At 57.1% G+C, this 24,570-nt stretch carries 24 protein-coding genes; 9 read left to right on the top strand and 15 right to left on the bottom strand.

Annotation, left to right across the window (positions count from 1 at the left end; genetic code table 11):
• Positions 1–10 precede the first annotated feature (10 nt).
• The 5 genes from M2305_RS03195 to aroB all read right to left on the bottom strand — a co-directional run bounded on the left by M2305_RS03195 (position 11) and on the right by aroB (position 7,384).
• Complete coding sequence (locus tag M2305_RS03195; RefSeq protein ID WP_086634437.1) at positions 11–694, bottom strand: carbonic anhydrase; 684 nt, start codon at positions 692–694, stop codon at positions 11–13.
• Positions 695–810: 116 nt separating this feature from the next.
• On the bottom strand, positions 811–3,450 hold the full coding sequence (gene alaS, locus M2305_RS03190; RefSeq protein ID WP_264648551.1) for an alanine--tRNA ligase: 2,640 nt from the start codon (positions 3,448–3,450) through the stop codon (positions 811–813).
• A gap of 83 nt (positions 3,451–3,533) precedes the next feature.
• A complete protein-coding gene (locus M2305_RS03185) occupies positions 3,534–4,097 on the bottom strand; it encodes a GtrA family protein (RefSeq protein ID WP_264648550.1) in 564 nt (187 codons plus the stop codon).
• Between the two features lie 145 nt (positions 4,098–4,242).
• Entirely contained in the window at positions 4,243–5,382 is a 1,140-nt protein-coding gene (locus M2305_RS03180) for an OmpA family protein (RefSeq protein WP_086634439.1), read from the bottom strand.
• Between the two features lie 319 nt (positions 5,383–5,701).
• A complete protein-coding gene (gene aroB, locus M2305_RS03175) occupies positions 5,702–7,384 on the bottom strand; it encodes a 3-dehydroquinate synthase (protein WP_264648549.1) in 1,683 nt (560 codons plus the stop codon).
• 62 nt (positions 7,385–7,446) lie between these two features.
• Here aroB and M2305_RS03170 point away from each other — a divergent pair, with 62 nt between their 5' ends.
• Genes M2305_RS03170 through M2305_RS03160 form a run of 3 tightly spaced genes read left to right on the top strand, consistent with a single transcriptional unit; the run spans position 7,447 to position 9,803 of the window.
• Positions 7,447–7,842 (top strand): hypothetical protein, encoded by a 396-nt coding sequence (locus M2305_RS03170; protein WP_099210596.1) that lies wholly within the window; start codon positions 7,447–7,449, stop codon positions 7,840–7,842.
• Between the two features lie 17 nt (positions 7,843–7,859).
• Complete coding sequence (locus tag M2305_RS03165) at positions 7,860–8,768, top strand: tyrosine recombinase (protein ID WP_264648548.1); 909 nt, start codon at positions 7,860–7,862, stop codon at positions 8,766–8,768.
• Between the two features lie 60 nt (positions 8,769–8,828).
• On the top strand, positions 8,829–9,803 hold the full coding sequence (locus M2305_RS03160) for an acetyl-CoA carboxylase carboxyltransferase subunit alpha (RefSeq protein WP_086634443.1): 975 nt from the start codon (positions 8,829–8,831) through the stop codon (positions 9,801–9,803).
• Between the two features lie 48 nt (positions 9,804–9,851).
• Here the strand turns inward: M2305_RS03160 and M2305_RS03155 are convergent, their stop codons facing one another.
• A complete protein-coding gene (locus M2305_RS03155) occupies positions 9,852–10,616 on the bottom strand; it encodes a competence/damage-inducible protein A (protein ID WP_264648547.1) in 765 nt (254 codons plus the stop codon).
• Between the two features lie 101 nt (positions 10,617–10,717).
• Here M2305_RS03155 and M2305_RS03150 point away from each other — a divergent pair, with 101 nt between their 5' ends.
• Complete coding sequence (locus tag M2305_RS03150) at positions 10,718–11,611, top strand: SMP-30/gluconolactonase/LRE family protein (protein WP_202206456.1); 894 nt, start codon at positions 10,718–10,720, stop codon at positions 11,609–11,611.
• Positions 11,612–11,651: 40 nt separating this feature from the next.
• Here the strand turns inward: M2305_RS03150 and M2305_RS03145 are convergent.
• From M2305_RS03145 to M2305_RS03135, 3 genes are all read right to left on the bottom strand, one after another.
• Positions 11,652–12,403 (bottom strand): IS5 family transposase gene (locus M2305_RS03145; RefSeq protein ID WP_197463031.1). Its coding sequence is split into 2 segments (ribosomal slippage): positions 11,652–12,073 and positions 12,073–12,403, totalling 753 coding nucleotides; the frame shifts between segments, so codons are not numbered across the junction.
• Positions 12,404–12,469: 66 nt separating this feature from the next.
• Entirely contained in the window at positions 12,470–13,483 is a 1,014-nt protein-coding gene (locus tag M2305_RS03140; RefSeq protein ID WP_264648546.1) for a bifunctional GNAT family N-acetyltransferase/(deoxy)nucleoside triphosphate pyrophosphohydrolase, read from the bottom strand.
• The gene (locus M2305_RS03135) at positions 13,480–14,592 is read right to left on the bottom strand and encodes a Rieske 2Fe-2S domain-containing protein (RefSeq protein ID WP_264648545.1); all 1,113 of its coding nucleotides are present in this window, start codon (positions 14,590–14,592) and stop codon (positions 13,480–13,482) included. Before M2305_RS03135 ends, M2305_RS03140 begins: the two co-directional genes overlap by 4 nt.
• Positions 14,593–14,853: 261 nt before the next feature.
• On the opposite strand from M2305_RS03135, the gene M2305_RS03130 reads away from it, so the two are divergent.
• Positions 14,854–17,268 carry a TonB-dependent receptor gene (locus tag M2305_RS03130; protein WP_264648544.1) on the top strand — a complete coding sequence of 805 codons (2,415 nt, stop codon included), beginning with the start codon at positions 14,854–14,856 and terminating at the stop codon, positions 17,266–17,268.
• A gap of 41 nt (positions 17,269–17,309) precedes the next feature.
• On the opposite strand, the gene bla is transcribed toward M2305_RS03130, so the two are convergent.
• A complete protein-coding gene (bla, locus tag M2305_RS03125; RefSeq protein WP_264648543.1) occupies positions 17,310–18,197 on the bottom strand; it encodes a class A beta-lactamase in 888 nt (295 codons plus the stop codon).
• A complete protein-coding gene (locus M2305_RS03120; protein WP_046899886.1) occupies positions 18,194–19,063 on the bottom strand; it encodes an ATP-binding protein in 870 nt (289 codons plus the stop codon). The genes bla and M2305_RS03120 overlap by 4 nt, the downstream gene beginning before the upstream one ends.
• A 104-nt stretch (positions 19,064–19,167) precedes the next feature.
• Here M2305_RS03120 and yajC point away from each other — a divergent pair, with 104 nt between their 5' ends.
• Entirely contained in the window at positions 19,168–19,512 is a 345-nt protein-coding gene (yajC, locus tag M2305_RS03115; RefSeq protein WP_086634449.1) for a preprotein translocase subunit YajC, read from the top strand.
• Between the two features lie 80 nt (positions 19,513–19,592).
• Here the strand turns inward: yajC and M2305_RS03110 are convergent, their stop codons facing one another.
• Entirely contained in the window at positions 19,593–20,201 is a 609-nt protein-coding gene (locus M2305_RS03110) for a superoxide dismutase (protein ID WP_264648542.1), read from the bottom strand.
• A gap of 71 nt (positions 20,202–20,272) precedes the next feature.
• The gene (locus M2305_RS03105; RefSeq protein ID WP_211497791.1) at positions 20,273–21,145 is read right to left on the bottom strand and encodes an NAD(P)-dependent oxidoreductase; all 873 of its coding nucleotides are present in this window, start codon (positions 21,143–21,145) and stop codon (positions 20,273–20,275) included.
• A 79-nt stretch (positions 21,146–21,224) separates the two neighbouring features.
• On the opposite strand from M2305_RS03105, the gene msrP reads away from it, so the two are divergent.
• Positions 21,225–22,169 (top strand): protein-methionine-sulfoxide reductase catalytic subunit MsrP, encoded by a 945-nt coding sequence (gene msrP / locus M2305_RS03100; protein ID WP_264648541.1) that lies wholly within the window; start codon positions 21,225–21,227, stop codon positions 22,167–22,169.
• Positions 22,156–22,803: a protein-methionine-sulfoxide reductase heme-binding subunit MsrQ gene (gene msrQ / locus M2305_RS03095; protein ID WP_264648540.1), complete on the top strand. Its 648-nt coding sequence runs from the start codon at positions 22,156–22,158 to the stop codon at positions 22,801–22,803. Before msrP ends, msrQ begins: the two co-directional genes overlap by 14 nt.
• Here the strand turns inward: msrQ and M2305_RS03090 are convergent.
• Positions 22,775–23,353, bottom strand: a complete 579-nt coding sequence (locus M2305_RS03090) for a uracil-DNA glycosylase family protein (RefSeq protein WP_264648539.1) — start codon at positions 23,351–23,353, stop codon at positions 22,775–22,777. The genes msrQ and M2305_RS03090 overlap by 29 nt on opposite strands.
• Entirely contained in the window at positions 23,350–23,955 is a 606-nt protein-coding gene (locus tag M2305_RS03085) for a LabA-like NYN domain-containing protein (protein ID WP_046899794.1), read from the bottom strand. Before M2305_RS03085 ends, M2305_RS03090 begins: the two co-directional genes overlap by 4 nt.
• 205 nt (positions 23,956–24,160) lie before the next feature.
• Here M2305_RS03085 and rpoZ point away from each other — a divergent pair, with 205 nt between their 5' ends.
• Positions 24,161–24,556, top strand: coding sequence for a DNA-directed RNA polymerase subunit omega (rpoZ, locus tag M2305_RS03080; protein ID WP_046899793.1), 396 nt, complete (start codon positions 24,161–24,163; stop codon positions 24,554–24,556).
• Positions 24,557–24,570 lie beyond the last annotated feature (14 nt).

Genomic DNA, 24,570 nt, shown 5'->3' with positions numbered 1-24,570 from the left:
CAAAGAAACCTCAGACGGCTTCTTTCTGTGTGGCGCCCATTTCCGAAAGAACGCTTTCGATGGAGCGGGTCGTGCGGGTTTTCTCATCCAGAATGAGAATTTCACCCTTTGGAATGTCGTAGAACCAGCCCTGCAGGGTCAGTGTGCCTTGAGAGAGGGCGCGAACGACCGCGGGGTGGGTTCTCAGGTGAGCAAGCTGAAGCAGGACGTTGTATTCTGCCAGCTGGCGGATGTCTGCTGGGCCAGCATCGTCTGCCTTCAGATCACCCATAGCCGCACGCGCTGCTTCTGCGTTGCGCAGCCAGCTGCGAACGGTTGGAAGAGCGTCCAGCTTCGGTGCGTTCAGGTCCAGCAGCGCGTTCATGGCGCCACAGTTGGAATGGCCGCAGATGACGACATTCTTTACCTTGAGTGCCGCAACGGCGTACTCGATGGCAGAAGAAACGCCACCCAGCATCTCACCGTAAGCCGGCACGATGTTGCCAACATTCCGGACAATGAACAGCTCACCCGGTTCAGTCTGGGTGATGAGGCTCGGGCTGATCCGACTGTCGGCGCAGGTGATGAACAGCGTGGAAGGAGACTGGCTGGAGGCCAGGCTCTCAAAAAGCTCCGCACTGTCAGGATAGACGTCCGTCTCGAATGTACGGACACCGCTCAGCAGTTTTGCCAGAGTATCACGACCACAGGCCATGGTGTTCTCCTTTTTATAAACTAGTGAGCAGTTAGGAGGCTTTGTCAGGGCAGGTAAAGCAGTAAAACGGTAGTCTCATGATTTGTTACTGCCCTGACATCTGTTGTCGTTACGGTTTATGACGCAGCAAGGTGCTCGCGCAGCTTCGCAAAGACTTCATCTGCATTTGCATTGGGGCCACCAGCCTGCGCCATATCTGGCCGTCCGCCGCCACCTTTTCCTCCCATGACTTCAGATGCTGCACGGACAAGCGTGACAGCATTCAGTCGGTCTTTGAGATCTGGTGTGACGGAAATCACGATGCTGCCCCGGCCATCGGCTTCTGAAATAAGAGCAACAACGCCAGATTCGATCTGCTTGGAGATGCTGTCCGCCAGGCTTTTGAGTTCCTTGGGGCTCACGTCTCCCAGATTGCGGGCTGAAAGTGTGATGCCGTTGATGGTCTCGGTTGCCGCCGTGCCTTCGCCTGTAGCCAGTTTCCGCTGCAATTCTGAAATCTGGCTGTTGAGCGATTTACGCTCTTCCAGCAGAGCCGAGACCCGCGTGATGGCATCAGAAACCGGAACCTTCAGAAGATCTGCGATCTGCTTCAGGCGGCTTTCAGTTTCAAGTGCCAGATTTTCTGCGGCAATTCCGCAGACGGCTTCAATACGCCGAACGCCCGCAGACACACCGCTTTCTGACACGATCCGGAACGGGCCGATTTCTCCCACGCGACCAACATGCGTGCCACCACAAAGTTCGATGGAGTAGGCGGGACGGCCTTCCTCTCCGACGCCCATGGAAACAACGCGGACTTCGTCGCCGTATTTTTCACCGAAGAGCGCCATTGCACCCTCGGCAACAGCCTGCTCCTGCGTCATGAGCCGCGTTTCGACGGGCGCATTTTCGCGGATACGGGCGTTGACTTCGGCCTCAACGGCTTGAAGTTCTGCGTCCGTCAGCGGGCGAGGCTGGCTGATGTCGAAGCGTAGGCGTTCAGGGGCGTTCAGGCTGCCCTTCTGAGTGACGTGTGTACCGATCTGGCGACGCAGGGCCTCATGCAGAAGATGCGTTGCTGAGTGATGGCCACGGACGGCCGTACGGCGATCATGGTCGATCTCTGCATGAACGGCCATGCCAGGCTTCAGTGTGCCTTCGACAACCTTGCCGTAGTGGACGATCAGATCGCCGTTGCGCTTCTGGGTGTCTGTGATCTGCACCCGCAGACCGTTCGCCGTGAGTGTGCCGTGATCGCCAACCTGACCGCCGCTTTCGCCATAGAACGGTGTCTGGTTCAGCAGGATGGCAATGATGTCGTCACCGGCCGGGGCTTCGGCCAGTTCGTCGTTTCCACGGAAAATCCCCCACACTTCAGCATCGGCTTTTTCAGACACATAGCCCAGGAATTCGCTGGGACCATGCTTGTCACGTGCGTCGAACCAGACGGTCTCGGCTGCCGTATCGCCAGAACCGACCCACGCAGCGCGAGCACGCTTGCGCTGTTCAGCCATGGCTGTTTCGAAGCCGGATTCATCGACAGTGCGGCCCTGCTCGCGAAGGGCGTCCTGCGTCAGATCAAGCGGGAAGCCAAAAGTGTCATACAGCTTGAAGGCAACATCGCCCGGAAGGGCCTGCTTGTCTCCAAGGTTGCTGACTTCGTCGGACAGAAGGGTCAGGCCGCGTTCCAGAAGGGCTGTGAAGCGCTCTTCTTCACCCTTCATCGTTTCAGTGATGAGAGCCTGGTGCTGCACGAGTTCCGGATAGGCCGCGCCCATTTGCTGGATCAGGGCCGGGAGCAGGCGATAGAAAACTGGTTCCTTGGCGCCCATGATGTGCAGATGGCGCATGGCACGACGCATGATGCGACGCAGCACATAGCCTCGGCCTTCCTTGGACGGAAGAACGCCGTCCGCGATCAAGAAAGCCGTGGAGCGGAGATGATCCGCCACCACGCGATGGCTGGACTTGAACTGTCCGTCTGCATCTTGGTGCATGACGTCAGCAGAAGACTCAATGAGCGCGCGCATCGTGTCTGTGTCGTAGTTGTCGCGCTTGCCCTGCATGATTGCAGCGAAACGCTCCAGGCCCATGCCCGTATCGATCGAAGGACGCGGCAGATTGTCGCGGGAACCATCGGCCTGATCCAGGAACTGCATGAACACGAGGTTCCAGATCTCGACGAAGCGGTCACCGTCTTCGTCCGGGCTGCCCGGGGGGCCACCAAAGACGCTGTCGCCGTGATCGTAGAAGATTTCGGAGCAGGGACCGCACGGGCCGGTGTCGCCCATCCGCCAGAAGTTGTCGGACGTACCGATACGGATGATGCGATCATCGCTCAGGCCGGCGACTTTTTTCCAGAGATCTGCTGCTTCTTCATCTTCAGCGTAAACCGTGGCGAGAAGCTTTTCCTTGGGGAGGCCAAAGTCTCTCGTGAGCAGGTTCCAGGCGAACTCGATGGCTTCGGCCTTGAAATAGTCACCGAAGCTGAAGTTGCCCATCATCTCAAAGAATGTGTGATGGCGCGCGGTGTAACCGACGTTGTCGAGATCGTTATGCTTGCCGCCTGCGCGGACAACCTTCTGAGCGGTTGTGGCGCGGGAGTAAGGGCGCGTTTCCTGGCCGGTAAAAACGTTCTTGAAGGGAACCATGCCAGCGTTCGTAAACAGCAGGGTAGGGTCGTTCTGCGGTACGAGGGGCGCTGAAGGAACAATGCGATGGCCGTTCGACCCGAAATATTCGAGGAAGGCTGAGCGGATGTCGTTTGTGCTGGTCATGGGATGAAGCGTCAGATTCCGGAGAAAACGGGAAAAACCAGCGTTACTCCTAGACCATTGTGAGCAGCTTGGAAATGTGCGCCTCAGGGGGCCTTGTGCTCAAAGGGTTCCATGGTTGGTTGTAGAATGGGCATTTGAGGTTCCGGGTCAGGAGAGGTCAGCCCTGCTGCCGGAATCTCCACAGCCATCTGCATGAGTTCCATTGGGGTTTCGGGAATTTTGGCTCTGAAAACCAGACGCCTGGACAGATTGAAATTGGCCATCATCCCGCAACCCGCACCAATCGCGAGCGCCGTAACAGGGTGGTGCACTGTGAAGGGCACGAAGGCGTAAAGCAGGAAGACTGCTCCGCGGTTCAGAAGGAACCCGAAGGAATTTGCGATCAGGAACCGGAGCCACTGAAGGATTAGATGCTGGTTATCAGCCGCCGAGGTTCGAAACGTCCAGGCGCGGTTCAGAATCCAGTTGACGGTGGCGGCAACAAAATAGGCTGCAATGGTTGCAGCGATCAGGCCAATTTCTGGCCGCAAAGCCTCTACGCTTCCCCAGTCTACGAAGAAGCCGAATGCCCCTACGACGCCAAATCGAAGGAACTGATCAATCACCTGCGGGCGTGAACGGGGATAGAAAATTCGGGTGCGTCGCAAGTGGACATCTCCGGAGGGGCTGTGGGTATTGCTCTAGCGTGTGCAGATTGAGGCTGCAAAGGCTCTGAAACAGAAAAAGGCGCCCCGAAGGACGCCTTTTCCAGAAACCCGGAGCCCGAGGGCTCCGACGTCTTTTCAAACTGAATTACTTCAGGATGATTTCGACGCGACGGTTCTGCGGCTCGCGGGTGTTCGGGCCGGTCGGAACCAGTGGCTTCTGCTCACCGTAACCATGGATGTCCACAGCAGCTGCTGGAACGCCATCACGGATCAGCTCAGCCTTAACGCTCTGTGCGCGGCGGAGGGACAGACCCATGTTGTACTTCTCACCGCGCGGGCCCGGGTGGGCTGCGGAGTTATCGGTGTAGCCGTTAACTTCGATGCGCGTCGTCTGGACGTGCGTGGAAGCCTGAGCTGCCTGAGCAACGATCTCACGAGCGCGGCCCGTCAGGTCAGACTTGTCCCAGTCGAAGAACACGAGGTACGTACGAGCTGGCGTCGGAGCCGGCGGAACGATGACCGGAGCCGGCGGCGGCGGCGGCGGAGCCGTGTCGAACGCATAACGCAGACCCAGGATGAACTGGTGCGAGAAGCGTGGGTCGAAGTTCACGTTGCCCTTGTGAACGCCAGAGCCGTTGTAGGCCGTGGAGCGGTACGGGCCGTCAGCAAACTGCTGACCGATGAAGCGGTATTCGGTCGTGACAGCAAGACCCGGAACGCCCGGAATGTCGTAAGCTGCACCGACGATACCCTGGTACGCGAAGCTGCCCTGCGTGCCACCGATACGGTTGACGGAACCATTGGCATAGTTCGTCGTGATCGGGTTGTAGTGCTGCCACAGGTAGCCAGCGCCAACACCAACGAACGGCGTGACAGGAACGTTCAGGCCGAAGTGGGCCAGATCGATGTCATACAGGACGTTGACGAAACCGCCATAAGCCTGGTCAGAACCGTTCGTGGAGCCACGAACTGCCGTCGGCGTGCGGTGGTTGATCTGGGAGTAGTTGTACACACCCTCCACTTCAACGCGCAGACCGTTGCCGAAGCCCCAGCCGAACGAACCGAAGCCCGTGAAGCCGTCCTTGTGGCGGAGGCGTGAGCTGCTAGCGTTGTTGCTAGACGTGCCGTCAGCCTGTGTGGTTGGTGAGAAGCGGCCGTGCTGCTGCTGAACCAGGTTGTAACCACCGCCGATGTTGACGTACGGGCCGGTGATCGTGCTGGCCATGGCGAGCGACGGTGCGGCGACCATCGACGTCATGGCAAGGAGTGCCGTGCGGAGACGCATGTTTTCGTCCTCTTAGTGACTAACGTTTCGAGCCGTTGGAAAAACTGCTTCAACCAACGGACCCAGCGCGATGCATAAGCGCATATAGATCGGGGAGTTCCCTCGGACAAAGCCAGACAGAGCCTTCCAGACCTACTCGGGCGGAAGGAGTGACAAAAAAGTCACATTTCATTCCGCCCGCTTCACGATCTACGCCTCGCGTCCCTGCTGCCATAGCTGAACACTTGCAGGGACGCCAGACTCTTCCGGGAATTTCTGCTGCTCAAATGCAGTTAAAAAACAAAAAGTTAGGCTGAACCATAAAGGACTGTAACGGTCCTTATGGTTTGCAGCCTTCATTTATCAGCAAGTTACGGACCGTATCCATGGGAACGTCACGACTTGTGAATGCTTTGCCAATACGGTGCAGGAGGACAAAGGAAATTTTCCCGTCTTGCATTTTCTTGTCCCGAGTCATGTGATCGAGAAGTATCTGTGCTGAGAAGGGAATATCGAACCAATCAAAGCTGACCGGCATTCCGAGGCTGCGCAGATGGGCGTCCAGACGGGAAAGGTCTTCAGCGGGCGCATATCCGAGCTGAACAGACAGTGCCATCGCGAGATGCAACCCTATGGAAACGCCTTCGCCATGCAGGAGACGTCCATCATAACCAAGCTCCGCCTCAAGGGCGTGACCAAAGGTATGACCAAGGTTTAGCAAGGCGCGACCGTTCAGTTTTGCCTGCTCGCGCTCATCGGCTGCGACGACTGCAGCCTTGAAAGTACAGGTACGTCGAACGGCTTCCGCGAGAGCCGCCGGATCCCCATCAAGAACGGATCGTCCGTTGGTTTCGCACCATGCAAACAGGTCAGGATCTGCGATCAGGCCTGACTTCACAATTTCGGCATAACCCGCAATCCGCTGCCTGCGCGGTAGAGTCGCGAGTGAGGAGTTGTCTGCGAGAACGATGATGGGCTGATGGAATGCGCCAATCAGATTCTTGCCGGACGGGGAATTGATGCCGGTTTTTCCGCCGACGGAACTATCCACCTGTGCGAGCAGAGTCGTGGGAATCTGGATGAACGGGATTCCGCGCAAGGCTGTTGCGGCTACGAAACCGGCCAGATCGCCAACAACACCACCACCCAGAGCGACAATTGTTGTGCCACGCTCGATTCCCAGTGACAGGAGACGCGTCATCACGTCGCCATAGCACTGAAGGGATTTGCTCTCTTCGCCACCAGCTACAGAGATGACGTCTGCCTGAATGCCTGTTTCCTGAAAGGACAGAAGCAGACGGGGCAGATGGAGGGCCGCCACGGTGTCATCCGTGATTACGACAACTCTCTTCTGGCGCAGATATGGGGCAACCCACGCCCCCGCACGCGAGATCAGATCCGGCCCGACCAGAACATCGTAGCTGTGCTGTGTCAGAGCGACAGGAACTTTCTGTGGATGTTGATATTCTGCGAGGGTTTCACGGACGCGCTGCACGCCTTGCTCCACGGTTTCGTCTCCGCAATCAATAATGATGTCTGCTTCCGCATAGACAGGGTAACGAACGCCCACCAGCCGGGTCATGACCTCTTCCGGGCTACCTTGAGCAAGCAAAGGCCTGCCGCCGCGGCCCTGAACGCGTCTGAGCAGAACGTGCACAGGCGCGCGAAGCCAGATCGAGACGGCATGTTTGCGAACAAGGCGGCGCGTCTGGGCGTCCATCCATGCTCCGCCACCCGTGGCGAGAATGCAGGGAGGGCCTTTGATCAGGCGCTCGATGACCCGGCGTTCGCCAGCACGGAAATAGGCTTCTCCGTGACGGGAAAAGATTTCCGGAATCGTGCAACCTGCGGCGCGTTCGATTTCTGCATCCGCATCGACGAAGGGCAGGCGGCAGACCTGCGCCAGGCGGCGGCCTACAGTGGTTTTTCCAGCTCCCATCATGCCAACCAGAACAACAGTGCAGGTCGGGACGGGAAGAGATACCGCCGGATCGGCGGAAAGTGAGGGTGGCAGAGGTGACATGCTCTGCTACCTATCATAGGAGAGGGCATCACGTCCTGCCCGCACTTTGAGACCTGAACATAATGGCACAATCTGATCGTTCATCTTCCCGTCTGCCCATGATTGCTGGAGCTGGTGCTCTGGTTCTGGTGGTGGTGCTGGGAGGACTTTTCCTGCGTCTGGGGATGGGGGTTGTCCCGCCTGAGCAGACACAGGTTCACAAAGAGCTGCCAGCGGCGATGTTCGCTACGTCCGGTTCTGCTGCTGCGGCTCTTCCGGCGATGCCGCCGGTTCCGACAGCTCCGGCCGCAGGAGCTGCTCAGCCTGCGCCTGTTCCGGCTCCGGTTGCTGCGGCACCCGTGGCTCCAGCCGCTCCCGCTCTGACGCCATCCACGCCGCTGCCCACAATGCCTGCACCCAAGCCTGCTCCTCTGCAGGGAGCTGCTGTTCCGGCGCCTGCTGGCGTTCCCGCGCACTGATCAGGCAGGCCTGACGCATGTCAGAGGTGGCTGATCGGCATGTCGAGGCATTTCTTGAAATGCTTGCGGCAGAGCGGGGCGCAGCTCTGAAAACGCGTCAGGCCTATGCCTCTGACCTCGCGGATTTTTCCCGTCATTGTGCTCCAACGTCTTTGGAGCAGGCGACGGGAGAGCAGGTCAGGAGTTACCTGACATCACTGTCACAGGCTGGGATGGCTGCCCGTACGGCAGCGCGCAGACTGTCCTGTCTCAAGCAATTTTATCGATTCCTGATGTTGGAATCGATTCGGAGCGATGATCCAACGGATCGCCAGCAGGCTCCGAAAGTCAGTTCTTCGCTTCCTCGTCCTCTGGATGAGAAAGAAATTCGACTGCTTCTAGAAGAAGGCACCAGAGGGCACGACAGTGAACGGCGTGATCTGCTGTCCCGTGCGGCTCTGGAACTTCTTTACACAACAGGCCTTCGAATTTCAGAACTCCTGTCTTTGCCCGCGACATGTGTGAAGGCGAAGGGGGCGATGCTTCTCGTGAGGGGTAAAGGCGGCCGTGAGCGGTTGGTTCCTCTGTCTCGAAGTGCGCGGGAGGCTGCTGAAGCTCTGGTTTACTATGACCGGGATTTGGGAAGCCCGTATCTTTTCCCAGGCAGAAATCCTGACAAGCCACTGACCCGGCAGGGGTTCGACAAAATTCTGCTGGCCTGCGCGCTAAAGGCGGGAATTGACCCTGAACGTGTGAGCCCGCACGTGCTCAGACATTCTTTTGCCAGCCACCTTCTGGCCCATGGCGCGGATCTGAGGGCGCTTCAGATGCTGCTGGGCCATGCGGATATCGCGACGACCCAGATTTACACACAGGTCATGGCGGAACGTCTGAGGCAGCTTGTGACGGCGCATCATCCACTGGCGAAAATCCAGTCCGGGGACTGATCTGCCCCGTAAAAAACCGGGGGGCTGTTTCCGGATGCGTTGCCGTGCTATCCGGCAGCCATGCGCCAATTCCTAGATTTCGAGAAGTCGGTCGCCGAACTCGAGACCAAAATCGACGAACTCCGCCAGATGGGCAGCCAGGAGAAGGACTCCGGCACCAGCGGCATCAACATCGATGACGAGGTTGCCCGTCTTTCTGACAAGGCGGACAAACAGCTTCGTGCAACCTATGCAAAGCTTACGCCGCTGCAGAAGGTGCAGGTTGCCCGTCACGCCCAGCGCCCCAAGGCTCTGGACTATGTTCGTCTTCTGACAACAGACTTTACGCCGCTGGCCGGAGATCGTGCTTTCGGAGACGACAAGGCCATGATTGGTGGTCTTGCCCGATTCCGTGGTGAGCCGGTTGTCGTGGTTGGGACGGAGCGTGGTCACGACACGGAAACGCGTCTGCTTCATAATTTTGGCATGGCCCGCCCGGAAGGTTACCGGAAGGCACAGCGCCTTGTGGAAATGGCCGGTCGGTTCGGGCTTCCGATTCTGAGCTTCATCGATACGGCTGGAGCATGGCCGGGTATCGATGCCGAAGCACGCGGCCAAGCCGAGGCCATCGCGCGCTCAATCGATATCTGCCTCAAGGCTCCTGTCCCCCTGATCGCAACCGTGATTGGTGAGGGTGGTTCCGGTGGTGCGATTGCTATCGGCGCGGGTGATCGTGTTCTGATGCTTGAGAACTCGATCTACTCCGTTATTTCCCCTGAGGCCGCAGCGTCCATTCTCTGGCGTGATCCGAAGCTGGCTCCGGCCGCTGCTGAAGCTCTGAAGCTGACAGCTCAGGATCTTCTGGGGCTTGGTCTGATCGACCGTATCATTCCTGAGCCCGTCGGTGGGGCGCAGCGTCTTCCGGATGATGCCGTGCACGCGGTCGGCAATGTCATTGCTGAAGAACTTCTGGAACTCCAGAAGCTGACAGGCCCGGCTCTCGTTCAGAAACGCAGAGAAAAGTTCCTGGCCATGACCCGTGGTCCTCTGAACTAGTCTGAAAAAAAACCGCTGCCCTCCGGAGCAGCGGTTTTTTTTTTGCTTTTACGCTTTGTGCGGCGGGTCACCGCTGATTGGCTCGCGTCCATGTGCCATGATCAGATCATGCAGAAGAGAGCCCGCACTCTTAACTGCTGACGCATCGTATCCTTTGGCGACCAGAGCTGTTCCCGTCGTGCCGTTCGTCAGGCCGTATGGATAGGACCCCAGATCAATTCCCGGGAACTGTTCCTGCAAACGGCGCAAATCATCCGCGAAGTCACCTTCTTTCAGCCCCGCGGCATGCCAGCTGACGGACGTCAGGGGCGGTCCTTTCTCCATCTGGGGCACCAGCGAGTCCACCATGGCTGCGAAAATGGAGGGGACACCCGCCATGACATGCACGTTCCTGATGCTGAAGCCGGGAGCCGCTGAAATGGCGTTTTCGATGGGTGTTGCGCCTTCCGGGAGCATGGCCATGCGCTGGCGGGCAGCGTTGAACTTTTCTTTCCCCATGATGGTTTCAAGCTTCTGGAATGTCGGCTCGTGACGCAGCAGCGGAACGCCCATGGCTTTGGCGATACATTCAGCCGTGATGTCGTCATGGGTAGGGCCAATGCCGCCGCATGTGAAAATTACATCGAATCGCTTCCGACATTCCGTGACGGTTCGGATGATGTGGTCTTCGATGTCCGGAATGACACGGACTTCGAGAAGCCGGATACCCTGGGCATTCAGCGCACGCGCCAGAACCTGTGTGTTGGCGTCCTGAGTGCGACCGGAAAGAATTTCGTTGCCTATGACGAGCAGGCAGGCGTTTTTTTGAAGCATGAGTCTCGTCCTGATAGTCTGTGGACCAAACGTAGCGCGTTGTGCCGCGTTGTCGAGCAGGGTCGGACGTTCTGGCCATGCCCATTTCAAACAGGACACCCATGAGCACTCTGAAGCACCATCTCCCTGAATGTATTCTCGATCTGCGTGCAACGCTGGGTGAGGGACCCGTCTGGAGTGAGGCTGAAAAGTCGCTTTATTTCGTCGATATCATTGCCGCCAAGGTTCATCGCTTTACGCCGGAAACAGGCGATCACAAGACATGGGATGCTCCGGACCGTCTGGGCTTCCTGCTTCCTGTTGCCAACGGTACTTTTCTTGCAGGCCTTCGCGATGGCCTGCATGGTTTTGATCCAGAAAGCGGTGACTTTGAAGCAGGTCCGGAAATTGAGCCCGAGCGGCCGGACAATCGTCTGAATGACGGGTGTGTGGATCCGTTAGGCCGTGTGTGGTTTGGCACGATGGATGATGGCGAAGAGGAACCGACTGGTTCCATCTATCGTGTGGTTCATACGGAAGACGGCCTTGAAATCACGCACCATAACGAGGGGTATATTGTCTCGAATGGTCCGGCTGTCTCGCCATGCGGGCGTGTCCTATATGTTTGCCATAGCCCGAAACAGACGATCTATGCCTTCGATGTTGATGAGAACGGAGATCTCTCGAACGAGCGCGTTTTTGCTACGCTGACGAAGGGCTATCCGGATGGAATCGTCACGGATAGCGAAGGCAATCTGTGGTGTGGGACCTGGGGAGGTGGCCGCGTCGCGCGCTTCCGTCCCGACGGCACAGAATTGCCATCCATTGATATGCCCGTGACGAACGTGACGAAGGTTGCGTTTGGCGGGGATGATCTCAAGACGGTCTTTGTGACAACGGCGCGCAAAGGTCTGGATGACGATGTTCTTGCCAAGGAGCCTCAGGCCGGATCGCTGTTTGCGTTTCGTACCGATATTGCCGGTGTGCCGCAGAATCAGTTCCAGCTGAACGATTGATCACCAACGGGCAGCCGGAATGATTAGGGCTTGTGGGGATTCACCGTGAATGGATGATGGCTGCGGCGAGATAGATCATGGCGCTGAAGCTTTTGTCTGTTTTGTCTGCCCGCATTGCGATGCGTTTGAATTCCTTGAGCTTGCAGAAGAAGTTCTCGATCAAATGCCGCCATTTATAGATTTCCCGATCCAGCAGCAGCGGCTTTGAACGTCGCGGATGCTGGGAAATAACGACTGTTGCGCCTCTTTCATTCAGTTCGGCAATGATGGCGTTGCTGTCGAACGCCTTGTCGGCGATGAAGGCATCGAATTCGAGACCGTCAATCAACGGTGGCACTTCCACACTGTCGAAGCGCTGTCCTGGCATCAGACGGAAACGCACGAGATTGCCCAAGGCATCCGTCAGCGCGAGAATCTTCGTCGTCATGCCGCCTTTCGAGCGGCCAATGGCCTGGCTCTGAGTCCCCCTTTTGCGCCCTGACCATGACGATGAACCTTCACGATCGTTGCATCGACCATGGCATATTCCATGTCCGGATCACTGGACAGGGCCTCGAAAATCCGTTTGAAAACATCGGCATTGCGCCAGTCGCTGAAGCGACGAAAGGCCGTGCTCCAGTTGCCGAACGCGGCGGGCAGATCACGCCATGGACTGCCCGTTCGGACAATCCACAGCACCGCTTCCATGAAAAGACGGTTGTCGCGACCGCTTCGGCCCGGATCGGTCGATTTGCCAAGGCAATGAGGTTCAATCAGCGCCCATTGGGCGTCTGTCAGCACAAAGCGTTCCATCCGAAGCTTGAATCATAACCCAAGCCTCATGTGAATCCCCACAAACCCTAAAGCGGTTCCGGCTGTTTATCCCAGAAGCTCCTGAAGGAGTGGGATGAGTGGTAGATCCGGATCTGGCATTGGATATTTTGCCAGATCGGCTGCCTCCACCCACGCCAGCGCCTGCCCTTCCCGTGGGGCAGGAACGCCGCGCCACCGCCGCACAACATACAGTGGCATCAGAAGATGAAACGGGCCTGCATTTTCACTGACGAAGGTGAAAGGGGCGAGGCAGGCTCCTGTCAGATCGACATCCAGCTCCTCTTTCATTTCCCGGATGAGGGCCTGTTCCGGTGTTTCGTCCCGTTCGACCTTTCCGCCTGGAAACTCCCAAAGCCCAGCCAGACGTTTTCCTTCAGGGCGGCGTGCGAGAAGAATACGTCCCTGCGCATCCAGCAGAGCTGCTGCGACGACCAGAAGAGTCCGTGGTTTGCGTGTTGGTGCGGGAGCGGACGGTTGATCTTCCAGTGCAGCCGGAGAAGCCGTTTCAACGGGGGCCGGTGTGTCGAGTTGAAGGAAGGTCGACCGCGTCAATTCGTGCACAATGATGGGACATTCGGTCCCACGTGACACAAAGCGACGGCTTGAACGGCCAGTTTCCCGAAAGCCAAGTTTGCGGAGGACGGCGGAAGACGCGGGGTTATCAACCGCGACGTCTGCCGTGAGCTTCTCAAGCTTGAGCACCTGAATGGCCCATTCCGTGACGCGTCGGGCCGCAGATGTTGTCATGCCCTGTCCCCATGTGGCGGGGGACGCCCAATAACCTAGAGAAGCAGAACGCTTGTCGTCCGACAGGACCAGCCCGACAGCTCCCAGAAGAACGCCGTCGCGCGTGATGGCAAAGTGATGAGCGCTTCCCCGGGCACTGTCCTCCAGCGTGGAGGCAATCCATTTCTCAGCAAGGTCACGCGGGTAAGGGAAGGGAAGACGACTGAGCATGCGGACCACGCTCCAGTCGTTCACGAGGCGATGGACGGCTGGCGCGTCTTCCGGGCGAAGGGGACGTAAAAGAAAATCCCCCGCTTTCAGTTCAGGTGTCATGTCGGCCTTGTTGTATCCTGCTCCTCAGGAACACCGCAACGTGCCAACAGTCGGCGCAGCATATTGATGACAGGGAAAACTTCCTGATTGTGGTCTCCGCCCAGTTCGTTCCAGGCAGCCTGTTCGAGTTCCACGATATCACGGTCTTCCTTAAAGATCCGTTCCGTAAAGGCGACAAGGAAAGGCCATGCCATATCCAGCACAACACCGACTTTCGGCTTGCGCACCGAGAGGAGGCCGAAAACGCGACAGGTTTTCTCTTCTGCATCCTGCGGCACGTAGACGATCCACAGATCCATGACGGGCGGTTCTTCACCCGTGGCGATCCTCAGGGTTTGATAAGGATACTCTGTCCGGATCGTCATGACGTCGCGGTGAGCATAGCGTTCGCTGGCGTCCCGACGTTCACCGAAGATCAGCGCTTCGCCCCAGGGTTGCTTGCCGCTTGTCCGTGCGAAGCTATAGCGGGCCTCTACGAGGGTGGGCTCATCCTTGCCACCAAGGAAGCGGGGCTTCATCTGGCCCATCTGCTTCATGTGCATGAACTGATGGTTCATATCCATCAGGTTCTCATGCATGAAACTGTAGTGGCAGGCGACTTTTTTGCCGAAACGGCGCGTCTTGTACGCGGGATCACGAACTGAGCCGAGCGCGGGGAAGGGCGTGGTTTCTGCTTTTGCCGGATCACCCGGGAAAATGAAGATCAGGCCGCCTTCTTCCCGACAGGGATAGGTTCGCACACCGTTCGGAAGCTTGTTCTTGCCCAGATAGGGGACGTCAATGCACCGACCTGAGCGCCCGTAGGCCCAGCCATGATAGCAGCACTGTACCGCTTCACCACTGACACGGCCGAGGCTGAGCGGGACCTGCCGGTGGGCACAGCGATCTTCCAGAGCAAATACACTGCCATCTAGGGGGCGAACGAGCGCAATGGGTTGTCCGGCGTAACGTGTGCCTATGGTTTTTCCGCTTTTGAGCTCGTGAGACCACGCGACAGGGTACCAGTAGTCCGGGTTGGAACGGATACGCCGTAGGTCCGCATTGTGTCCTTGGGGCTCTGGAGAGACGCTGCTGACAATATCAGCTTCTTCTAAGGTACTCTGCGACATGGATATCCCGATCCTGAGTAAAGGCGGGCCTTCAAAAGGCATGTTTTCTAAACGAGCCTAACAGGCAAAGGGTTCTCGCAGGAAGAGGGCAGGATGTATCAAGGCAAGTCGCGTCATTTGCGCAACATGAGGCAGGAAAAGCACAGGCTAGATGTCATGGAAACATCATCCTGAGCCTCAGAGGCTTTGCCTATGAGTATTGCTTGGCTAGGACACCGCTTCCTTTCTTCTTGCCCTTATGTTCCCGGAGTATTGGCCTCAGTGCGCACGAAACCCCTGCTTCTGTCTTCCATTGCACTGTTGGCTATTCAATCGCAGGCACACGCTGCTGAGACGACAAAACAGGTCGCTCCCGGGCATCGGCATGCACCATCGCGGCATGGTGTGACACCATCGGCAGCAACTTCGACGGTGCCTGCTCAGAAAACAGCTGTTCCAGTGAAGCACCCACAGCGGACGAATCTGGAATCCCGTTCAACAGAAAGCGTTTCGGTCACGGCGCGCCAGTTGACGGGTCGAGATGCGGAGCAGGCTGTTTCGAAGGCCGTCATGCGGCAGTTTGTGCCGGGAACCAGTCCTTACCGTATGCTGGACCGGATGCCGGGGGTCAGCTTCACATCCACGGATCCATTCGGAATCGATAGCTTCGGCGCCAATCTTTACGTCCGCGGGTTCTTCATGAACCAGATGGGTGTGACGGTTGATGGCGTGCCCCTGAATGATCAGACCTATCAGTCTGTGAGTGGCATGAGCCTCGCCTCGGCTATTATCCCGGATGATATCCAGTCCATGCGGATGTCTCAGGGTGCGGGGTCCGTCGAGCTACCATCCACAAACACGCTGGGTGGAACAATCCAGATCGGGTCGTCTGACCCGAACGACAAGCGTGGCGGCAAGATCAGCCAGTCTTTCGGCAGCTATAATTCTTATCGCACCTATGTTCGGCTGGATTCCGGTAAGCTGAACAGCTCAGGCACGAAGTTCTACACGTCCTATGCCCGTACCGACGAGGGCATGTGGATGGGCAGTGGTGACCAGTTCATGCAGCAGGTTGATGCCAAGCTTGTGCAGCCCATCGGGCAGCGCAGCCGCATGTCTGCCTTCTTCAACTGGTCCAGCCTTGCTCAGTGGAACTACCCGGATACGTCCGTCGGGATTTTGAAAAATCTTGGATGGCGGACACCGCATCTCTATCCGAATTATGGTCTGGCCTACGGCATCGCAAAAGGCACGGCAGCGCTTCCGGCTGGGTATGGTGGCGTGCCGGGTATCGATGGATCCGAAATCGCGATGTACGATGGCGGTCAGGCTGAAACCAACTACATGGGTGGCCTGCACTTCGATCTGGCTCTCACGGATAACCTGACCTGGAACACAACGGTCTACGGTCACAGCCAGACCGGCTATTACAGCTACACGGACTCCGAAGACCCATCCCCAAATGGTGCGCCGTTCTCAGAAGAAGTCTGGCAGAACCGTCAGGAACGCTACGGTCTTGACACCAGCCTGCGCTACAAGTGGGGGCGTCACACGATCGAGGGCGGTGTCTGGTACGAGAACAACAACCAGCAGGCTGGCCTGTTTAATTATCAGCAGCCATTGCTGGGTGAGGGCGCGCCTCTCAAGGCCGTCGGTCCTTATGACGTTTACGGAAAGGCCTTTCTGGAAGGGTACAACTTCCAATGGACGACCAACGTCATGCAGTTTCATCTGCAGGACAGTATCCGCCTGACCGAAGGTCTGACGTTGCACGCCGGGTTCAAGTCCATGGTTGCGACGACCTCAGGTGGCGCGAACTACAATAACGCGGATTGGACCGGCTCTGACGAACTGCCGAATGGCTCTCTGACCGCTTCTCAGGCCTTCCTGCCGCATCTTAATCTGGACTGGCACATCAACAACCACCATGAGCTGTATGTAGATGTGGCCGAGAATATGCGTGCCTACGAAGTCTCGGCCTATGGCGTGGCGAACTCGGTTTATTCGGTTGAAGATCAGGCGACCTTCCAGGCGCAAAAGAAGTCTCTCGAGCCTTCCAAAGCCTGGGTCTATCTGGGTGGATACCGCTACACGTCCAAGTATCTTCAGGCGAATGCGACCGTCTATCACGCTAGTCTGATCCATCCGATCCTGGCGGCCGCTGTTGGTTCTCTGACCAATCCGGTGTCTCAGGTGATCGACTTCGGTCATATCTCCATGACGGGTGCCAATGGTGATATCACGCTGACGCCGATCGAAGGTCTGAGCATCAGCAATAACCTGAGCTACAACAAGGGTACCTACGACCGGGACGTCGATACGGCGGGTGGTTTCTACGCGCTGGCAGGCAAGAACATCGTCAATTACCCGGCGTGGATGTACAAAACGTCCGTCTCATACACTTGGAAGGGGGCGACGGCGCATTTCGATGCCAATTACTATAGCCGCCGTTACTACAGCTTCATGAATGATACGTCCGTTGGTGGATACTGGCTGGCGAATGCCGGGATGCAGTACCGTTTCGGCAAGCTGAGTGTGCTGAAAGACGTCACGGCGAGCTTCAACGTCTATAATCTGTTCAACACGAAATACATCGCCATGATGGGCCAGAACGACAATCCTGCGACAGGGGATTATCAGTCCATGGAACGCGGAGCCGTTCGTGAGTTCTTTGGAACGGTCAGCGCATCGTTCTAAGTACGTTCAGAGGCTGGGAGACGCAGGTCTCCCAGCCTTTTTTAATGCCGCTGTAGCCAGTCTGGGTCTGTTGCACGATGAGCGATATCGGCAAACCAGCCCTCTTTCTCTGATTGAGGAATGGAATATCCTGCTGCATAGGCGGCTACGAGAACGGGCTTGCCTGTAGGAGGAAGCAGGATCGCCACATCGCCGGACGCGGCCCGTTCCACGGCTGGATTGTAGCCGGGCTTAACCGTCCAGGTTCCGGTCTTGTGACCGATGCGCCATTCTTCTCTCAATCCGGCAGGCATACGTTTTGGACCGGTTGTGGTGGCCAGGAGCCATTTGAGAAGCTGGGCCTGAGAAGCCGAACTCAGATTGTTGCCATAGAGCGTGTTCTGAAGGTTCGAGACCATGGCGCGTGGCGTGGTGGTGTCTCGCAGATCCCCCATTGGAACACGGTTCAGCGCCGTCTCGTAACGGTCCAACCTTGTCACTGGGTCATGATGATCGCGCAGCCAGTGTGTGAGAGCCGCCGGGCCGCCAAGCCTCTTCAGAAGGAGGTTTGCGGCGGTGCTGTCGCTTAGTGAAACTGTTGCAGCGCAAAGCTCTCCAACGGACAGACTAGCGTGCGCTGTTTTTGACGCCGCGAGAGCGTCTTTGACAGCCGGGGACGCGGAAATGAGATCCTTGCGGCTGAAGGCGATCTCTCGACCTAGGTGTTCACGGCCGTAGTCAGTCCGTGACAAGGTGGCAGCAGCCAGCAACCATTTGAATGTCGAGCACATGGGCAGGTGCATGTCCGGGTTTTCACCGAGTGTTCGGTTCGTTTCCAGATCCAGTGCCCACCATCCGGATTGCTCCTGCTCCCGGGGTTCTGCTGACGCAACGTGCGGGAGCGTCGTGAAGGCGCAGGTGGCCCCTGCGAGAAAAGAACGGCGTTTCATGAGTTTGGAATACCGAGGTCTGCGCTCAGGTCATCAATGAACTGCGCCGCGACACGTCCAGAACGACTGCCACGCGTGAGAGCCCATTGAAGCGCTTTGCGGCGAAGGTCTTCTGGCGAAACAGGAAGCTTGCGGGCTGCAGCATAAGTTTGGACGATATCCAGATATTCGTCCTGGCTGGCGCCATAGAGGCCAATCCAGAGGCCAAAACGGTCTGACAGGGAGACCTTCTCCTCAATGGCTTCAGACGGATTAATGGCACTCCCGGTTTCGTTCTCGATCATGTCACGCGGCATGAGATGGCGGCGGTTCGAGGTTGCATAGACAAGAACATTGTCCGGACGTCCGCCGATACCACCATCCAGAACGGATTTGAGGGATTTGTAATCAGCATCCTGGCTTTCGAACGACAGATCATCGCAGAATAGGATGCATCGGCGATCGGTTGTGCGTAGAACGGCCAGAAGTTTCGGCAGGGTGGAAAGCTCGTCACGCTGGATTTCGATGAGCGCGAGCGTCGGCTGTCCCTTGGCGCGCTGCTCGGCGTTCACTGTGGCAATCGAAGCCTTCACCAGCGAGGATTTGCCCATGCCGCGAGCGCCCCAGAGCATTACGTTGTTGGCCGTGAAGCCTTCTGCGAAATGACGTGTATTCGTCATGACCTGCGAAATCTGCCGCTCAATCCCCCGAAGCAGTGAAAGGGTAACGCCGGAAACTTTCTCAACCGGAGCAAGCGTTCCCATCGCGGCCTGCCAGATAAAGGCATCATGGTGCTTCAGAATATCAGCACTTGGCGGTTTGGGGCTCATGCGTTCGAGGCTGTCTGCAATACGTTCAAGGACGTTGAGCAGGGCGTGATCGGTCATGGAATTCGCTTTGTGCCAGTGATGAAGGAAGCGCCCGTCCTTGACGGGGAAACTCCGGACGATATGGTCCCCGCACGTTTCACTCAAGACTGGACCAATATTCCATGAGCAGTCTGTTCATTTCTTCCGCACAGGCCGCCGATGGCGGCGGGCTCCTAGCGAACCCGACGGTGCTTCAGTTCGCCCCGATGATTTTCATCTTCGTGGTTTTCTACTTCCTGCTGATCCGTCCGCAGCAGCAGCGTCAGCGCAAGCTCCGTGAAGAGCAGGGCGGTCTGCGTCGTGGTGACAAGGTTGTGACGGCCGGCGGTATCGTTGGCATCGTGCAGGCAACCCGTGACGGTAGCGACGAAGTTGATGTCGAAATCGCTCAGGGCGTCCGTGTGAAGATCGTTCGCACCACGATTACGAACATCGTGTCTCGCGACAAGGCTGCAAACGACTCCTGATCGGGTCGTAGCGCGCCAAGAAAAACGCCCCGCCGGGAGACCGGTCGGGGCGTTTTCCGTCTTCAGACTGTCTGAAAGATTCAGGCAGACTTCAGTTCAGCTTCTGCGAACTCATAGTTCGCCAGCTTGTCCAGATAGTTCGTGATGTAGTCCGGACGACGGTTGCGGAAGTCGAGGTAGTAGGCGTGCTCCCAGACGTCGAGGCCGAGAAGGGCCTTGCCCTGACCTTCGGCGAGCGGGTTGGAACCATTGGCCGTCTTCGTCACGTCAAGCTTGCCGGACTTGTCGAGCACGAGCCAGGCCCAGCCGGAACCGAACTGCGTCGTGGCAGCCTGCTTGAATGCGGTCTTGAAGGCGTCCACGGAGCCGAAGTCTTCCGTGATCTTCTTTTCAAGCGATGTCGGCAGCTTGCCGCCTGTCGGGGACAGGTTCTTCCAGAACAGGATATGGTTCCAGTGCTGGCCGGCATTGTTAAAGACCGGAGCAATGTCAGGCTTGCCATGAGAGAACGCGATGATCTCTTCAAGGGACTTGCCAGCCAGTTCCGGCTTGCTTTCGACGAAGCCGTTCAGCGCCGTGACATAGGCCTGATGATGCTTGCCGTGATGAAGTTCCAGGGTCTCCTGGCACATGCCAGCGCCTGCGAGCGCGTTGGCGGCGTAGGGCAGTGAGGGCAGTTCGAAGGCCATGATGTTACTCCTTGGCAAAATGAAGAAGTCACTCCCTCAGGAATGAGGGGTGACCACTGTCATAATCGATCTCATTTATGAGGCGTGTTGGCAACGCTGTGTTCCATCGCGCCGATGAGAGCTGAGTAGTCCTCGTCAGCATGCTGGCGGTTGGAAAGGCCCAGAGCCTGATCGGCTATGGCCATGGCAGGCATGAAGGCACCCACTTTACGTCCCGCATCAATCAGAAGGCCCATGTCCTTGGACATCAGACGCGTCGGGAACTGGGATGGGAAGGACTTGTCCTGACCCATTTTCAGTTTGCGCTTGTGATGGGGGCTGACAACAGCGACCTGCTGGAGTGTATCGAACAGGACATCGCGATCGATACCCGCTTTCAGGCCGTAGCTCACACCTTCGGCAATGACATTGAGCGTGGCACCCATGACGCCATTCACGACGAGTTTAAGCCGAGCGGCAGAGCCAGCAGGCCCGGCGTGGATTGTCAGCTTGCCAACGACATCCAGAATCGGCTTGGCGCGTTCGACAGTCTCGGCATCTCCACCAACCAGCATGACCAGGTCGCCAGTTTCGGCTTCGGGTGTACTGCCGGACATTGGGGCGTCCAGAACGACAAATCCGTTTTCCGCGGCGATCTTGGCAAGAGCCAGTGCTTGCTCCGGAGACACTGTTGACGTGTCGAGCACCAGCTTCCCTGCTGAAATACCCGCAAGCATTCCATTTTCCCCCTGAAGGGACTGATTTTCAGCCGCATCGTTGGGAACACAAAGGATGATGACGTCGGCAGCCTCGGCAATGGCGCGCGGGGAGGGAAGCATCTCCGTCTCGTCTTTGCCGCCGGAGGGCGCAAAGGCCACGACGGAATATCCGGCACGGCGGAGATTGGCGCCCATCCGCTGGGCCATGGCGCCGTAGCCGATAAAACCGATTTTCATATCGGGCATGCAAACAGGCTCCTTACGATGCGTTGCTTCAGTTCACGCACTATGGCTGCCAGAGTTTCATTCAGATCGGAAATTGATCATGGCGATTTTTCGCTATCCATGTCCTGCACCATCGGAGATCACCCCAAAAGAGGTTTATCTTTCTCGCCGCGGAATGCTGGGAGGGAGTGCCATGAGTCTCATGGCTGCTCTTGCCGGGACGGCTGAAGCGGACGCTCTAAAAGCACATCCTGGCCCTTATTCGGGCGGCCTCACGCCCACGCCGGAAGAATTCGTAACCGGGTACAATAATTTTTATGAATTCGGGATGGAGAAGGATGATCCTGTTTCTCATGCAGGTGATTTCCACCCACTGCCGTGGACACTCGAAATCTCAGGGATGGTAAAAAAGCCTCAACACATTGATGTTGGAGCACTGTTGAAATCTTCCGACATTGAAGAGCGCATTTACCGCATGCGCTGTGTCGAAGCGTGGTCCATGGTTATCCCGTGGGATGGCATTCCGCTGGCGAAGCTTCTGGCATTGGCTGAGCCGGATAGCGCTGCTCGCTATGTTGCTTTTGAAAGTGTTGTCAGGCCCTCTGAAATGCCGGGGCAGAGCAGTGCGTTTTCAGGAATTTCGTGGCCCTATGTTGAGGGTTTGAGGCTGGATGAGGCCATGAATCCGCTCACATTGCTGGCCGTCGGTATTTATGGCGAAAGCCTGCCCAACCAGAACGGTGCTCCCATCCGGCTGGTTGTGCCGTGGAAATATGGTTTCAAGGGAATTAAATCCATCCAGCGTATCCGTCTGCTGGATCGGCAGCCCCCGACGACATGGAACCGATTGGCGCCAGACGAATATGGCTTTTACGCCAACGTCAATCCGCAGGTTGACCATCCGCGATGGAGCCAGGCTAGTGAGCGTGTCATTGGCTCCAAGACTCTCTTTGGCACGAAACGTCAGCCAACACTGATGTTCAACGGTTATGCCGAGCAGGTCGCCAGTCTCTATAAAGGCATGAACCTGCATGAAAGCTTCTAGAGTATCAGGGAAAAGCGCTGCTTTTTTACGGAGATACTGGCACGTCGTGCTTTATCCCCTTGGTCTCATTCCGGCTGCCTGGCTGGTCTGGCAGGGACAAAACGGAGAGCTTGGTGCTGATCCAGTCAATGTCTTTGAGCGCAGCTTAGGTCTTTGGGCTTTCCGGTTCCTGCTGATCTGCCTTGCGCTCGCTCCGATGCAAAAAATTATTGGCATCAATCTGCTAAGGTTCAGGCGGTTGACCGGATTGCTAGCGTTTTTCTACGCTGTAATGCATCTGGTCTCTTATCTCGCGCTGGATCTCCAGTTTGATATTTCGATTTTCTGGCGAGATGTAACGCGGCGCCCATTCATCATTTTGGGAATGGTAGCGCTGGTGTTGCTGTTTCCACTCGCCGTGACATCAAACCGCATCTCAATGCGAGGGCTCAAGCGAAACTGGAAGCGGTTGCATCGACTGGTCTATGTCGCTGCCGTTCTGGCAGGCATACATTTCTTTCTCTCGTTCAAAACGCTGAACAGCACGACTGCCTTTTATCTGACGGCAATGGGGCTAGTGCTGCTGACAAGAGTGCCAGCGCTTGTGAGCGCTGGCAGGCGCGTGTTCACGCACTCGGGCGCAAGACGCTCCTGATCTGCGGAATAAGTTTTATCAAAGCATTTTTGCGCTGGGTTTGAAGATCGGGGTCGGCGTCGTCAGAGAGGGGGTGGCATGCATCGGCAAGAAGCAGTCCGTCTGGCAAACGTGTAATTTCGCCGGGCCGGAAATCGAGCCGTGTCAGGGGAATACCGCACGCACCAAGGACAGCAATGTGAGCGCTTATGCCCAGAACCAGCACAAGGCGCAGTCGCCCCATGTCCTGTAACTCGTCGCACAGCGCGGCACTACAGGATTCCATATCGGTGGGAAGAGATACCTGCTCCGGAGGCAGGTGTCGGGTGACAGACGTGATACGCGCCTGAATGAGAAGCGGATCACGTCTGTCTTCAGCAAAACAAATTCCCTGTGCTTCCAGAAACGACACAAGGGTCTTGGCGGCTTTTTCTGGATCAACGCAGACAACCAGCAACTCAGCGGACAGGGGCCCAAGGCCGTCCTTTAAAGACAAGGATGGCTGGACGTCTGAACAAACAGGTGAGTGACCGTCTGATGGTGTTGAACCGGAAGAAGCCTGGGGCGTCATGTATCGCTGCTCTCGTCACTGTTGATGTCTGCTGGATGACGAACCGGCGGAGCCTGACGCGGTCTCGTTTCTGACTGGCGCCGTGTGAAGGACGGAGCAATGTCAGCCAACTCCACGAAACGGTCAGCCTGTCTGCGCAGGTCATCGCCGATCATGGGCGGGGTCGAGCGCATGGAAGAAATGACAGTCACGCGTACGCCACGGCTCTGTGCAGCCTCAACAGCACGACGCAGATCCGAGTCGCCGCTGATGATGACGGCGTGATCCAGTCTGGAGGACTGCTCAAGCAGATCTACGGTGAGTTCGACATCCATATTTCCCTTGATACGGCGTCTTCCTGAATGATCCGTAAACTCTCGGGCATTTTTCAGAACAAGATGGTAGCCGTTGTAGGCCAGCCAGTCTGTCAGGGGGCGAAGTGGAGAATAGTCGTCCGTCTCAGGCATAGCGGCGTAATAGAAGGCGCGCTGGAACTGGCTCTGGCTTTCAAACAGACTGCGAAGGCTACGAAAATCTACTTCAAATCCAAGGTTGCGTGCAGCGTGATGAAGGCTCGCGCCATCGATGAAGAGAGCGGTGCGTTCGTTTTGACGCAAAATCATATGATATTCCTGGTTGTAAAATGTGTTGTCTCGCCTGACAGAGACAGGCCCCAACGATAGAACATGAAACGATTCAGCCAGCGATTAAGTTTGGTCAGGATTATGGCAGAAAAGCGGGGCTGCGTTGCATTGGCATGAACAGCGTGCTAATGCCAGCCTCTTCTGTATTCATTTTCTATAGTTTTACCCGAAGGGGGCCAGTCGCATGGCGCGTGTAACCGTCGAAGATTGCATCGAGAAGGTTCCAAACCGTTTCGAGCTGGTTCTGCTGGCTGCCCAGCGTGCCCGCGCACTCTCCCGTGGCGAAGAGATGCTGCTCGATCGTGATAACGACAAGAACCCGGTCGTTGCACTTCGTGAGATCGCTGAAGACAAGCTGAACCTTGGTGGCCTGCGTGACGGCATCATCCGCTCGCTCGCCCGCGCTCCCGAGCCGGAGCCTGTGGACGAAGAAGTCATGGACATCATCCCGACGGACCAGAACATTTTTGGTCTGCAGGATGTTTCGGCTGAAGAAGAGCATGCTCACATGGCAGACAACATGTCCGCCGATGAAGCTGCTGCCATTGAGGCAGAGCTGGGTGGCCGGGGCCGCCGCTGATTTTCTCTGCTTTA

The organism is Gluconobacter cerinus (assembly GCF_025961355.1).
GTDB classification, from domain to species: Bacteria; Pseudomonadota; Alphaproteobacteria; order Acetobacterales; family Acetobacteraceae; genus Gluconobacter; species Gluconobacter cerinus.
This window is presented reverse-complemented; position numbering and strand designations above follow the sequence as displayed.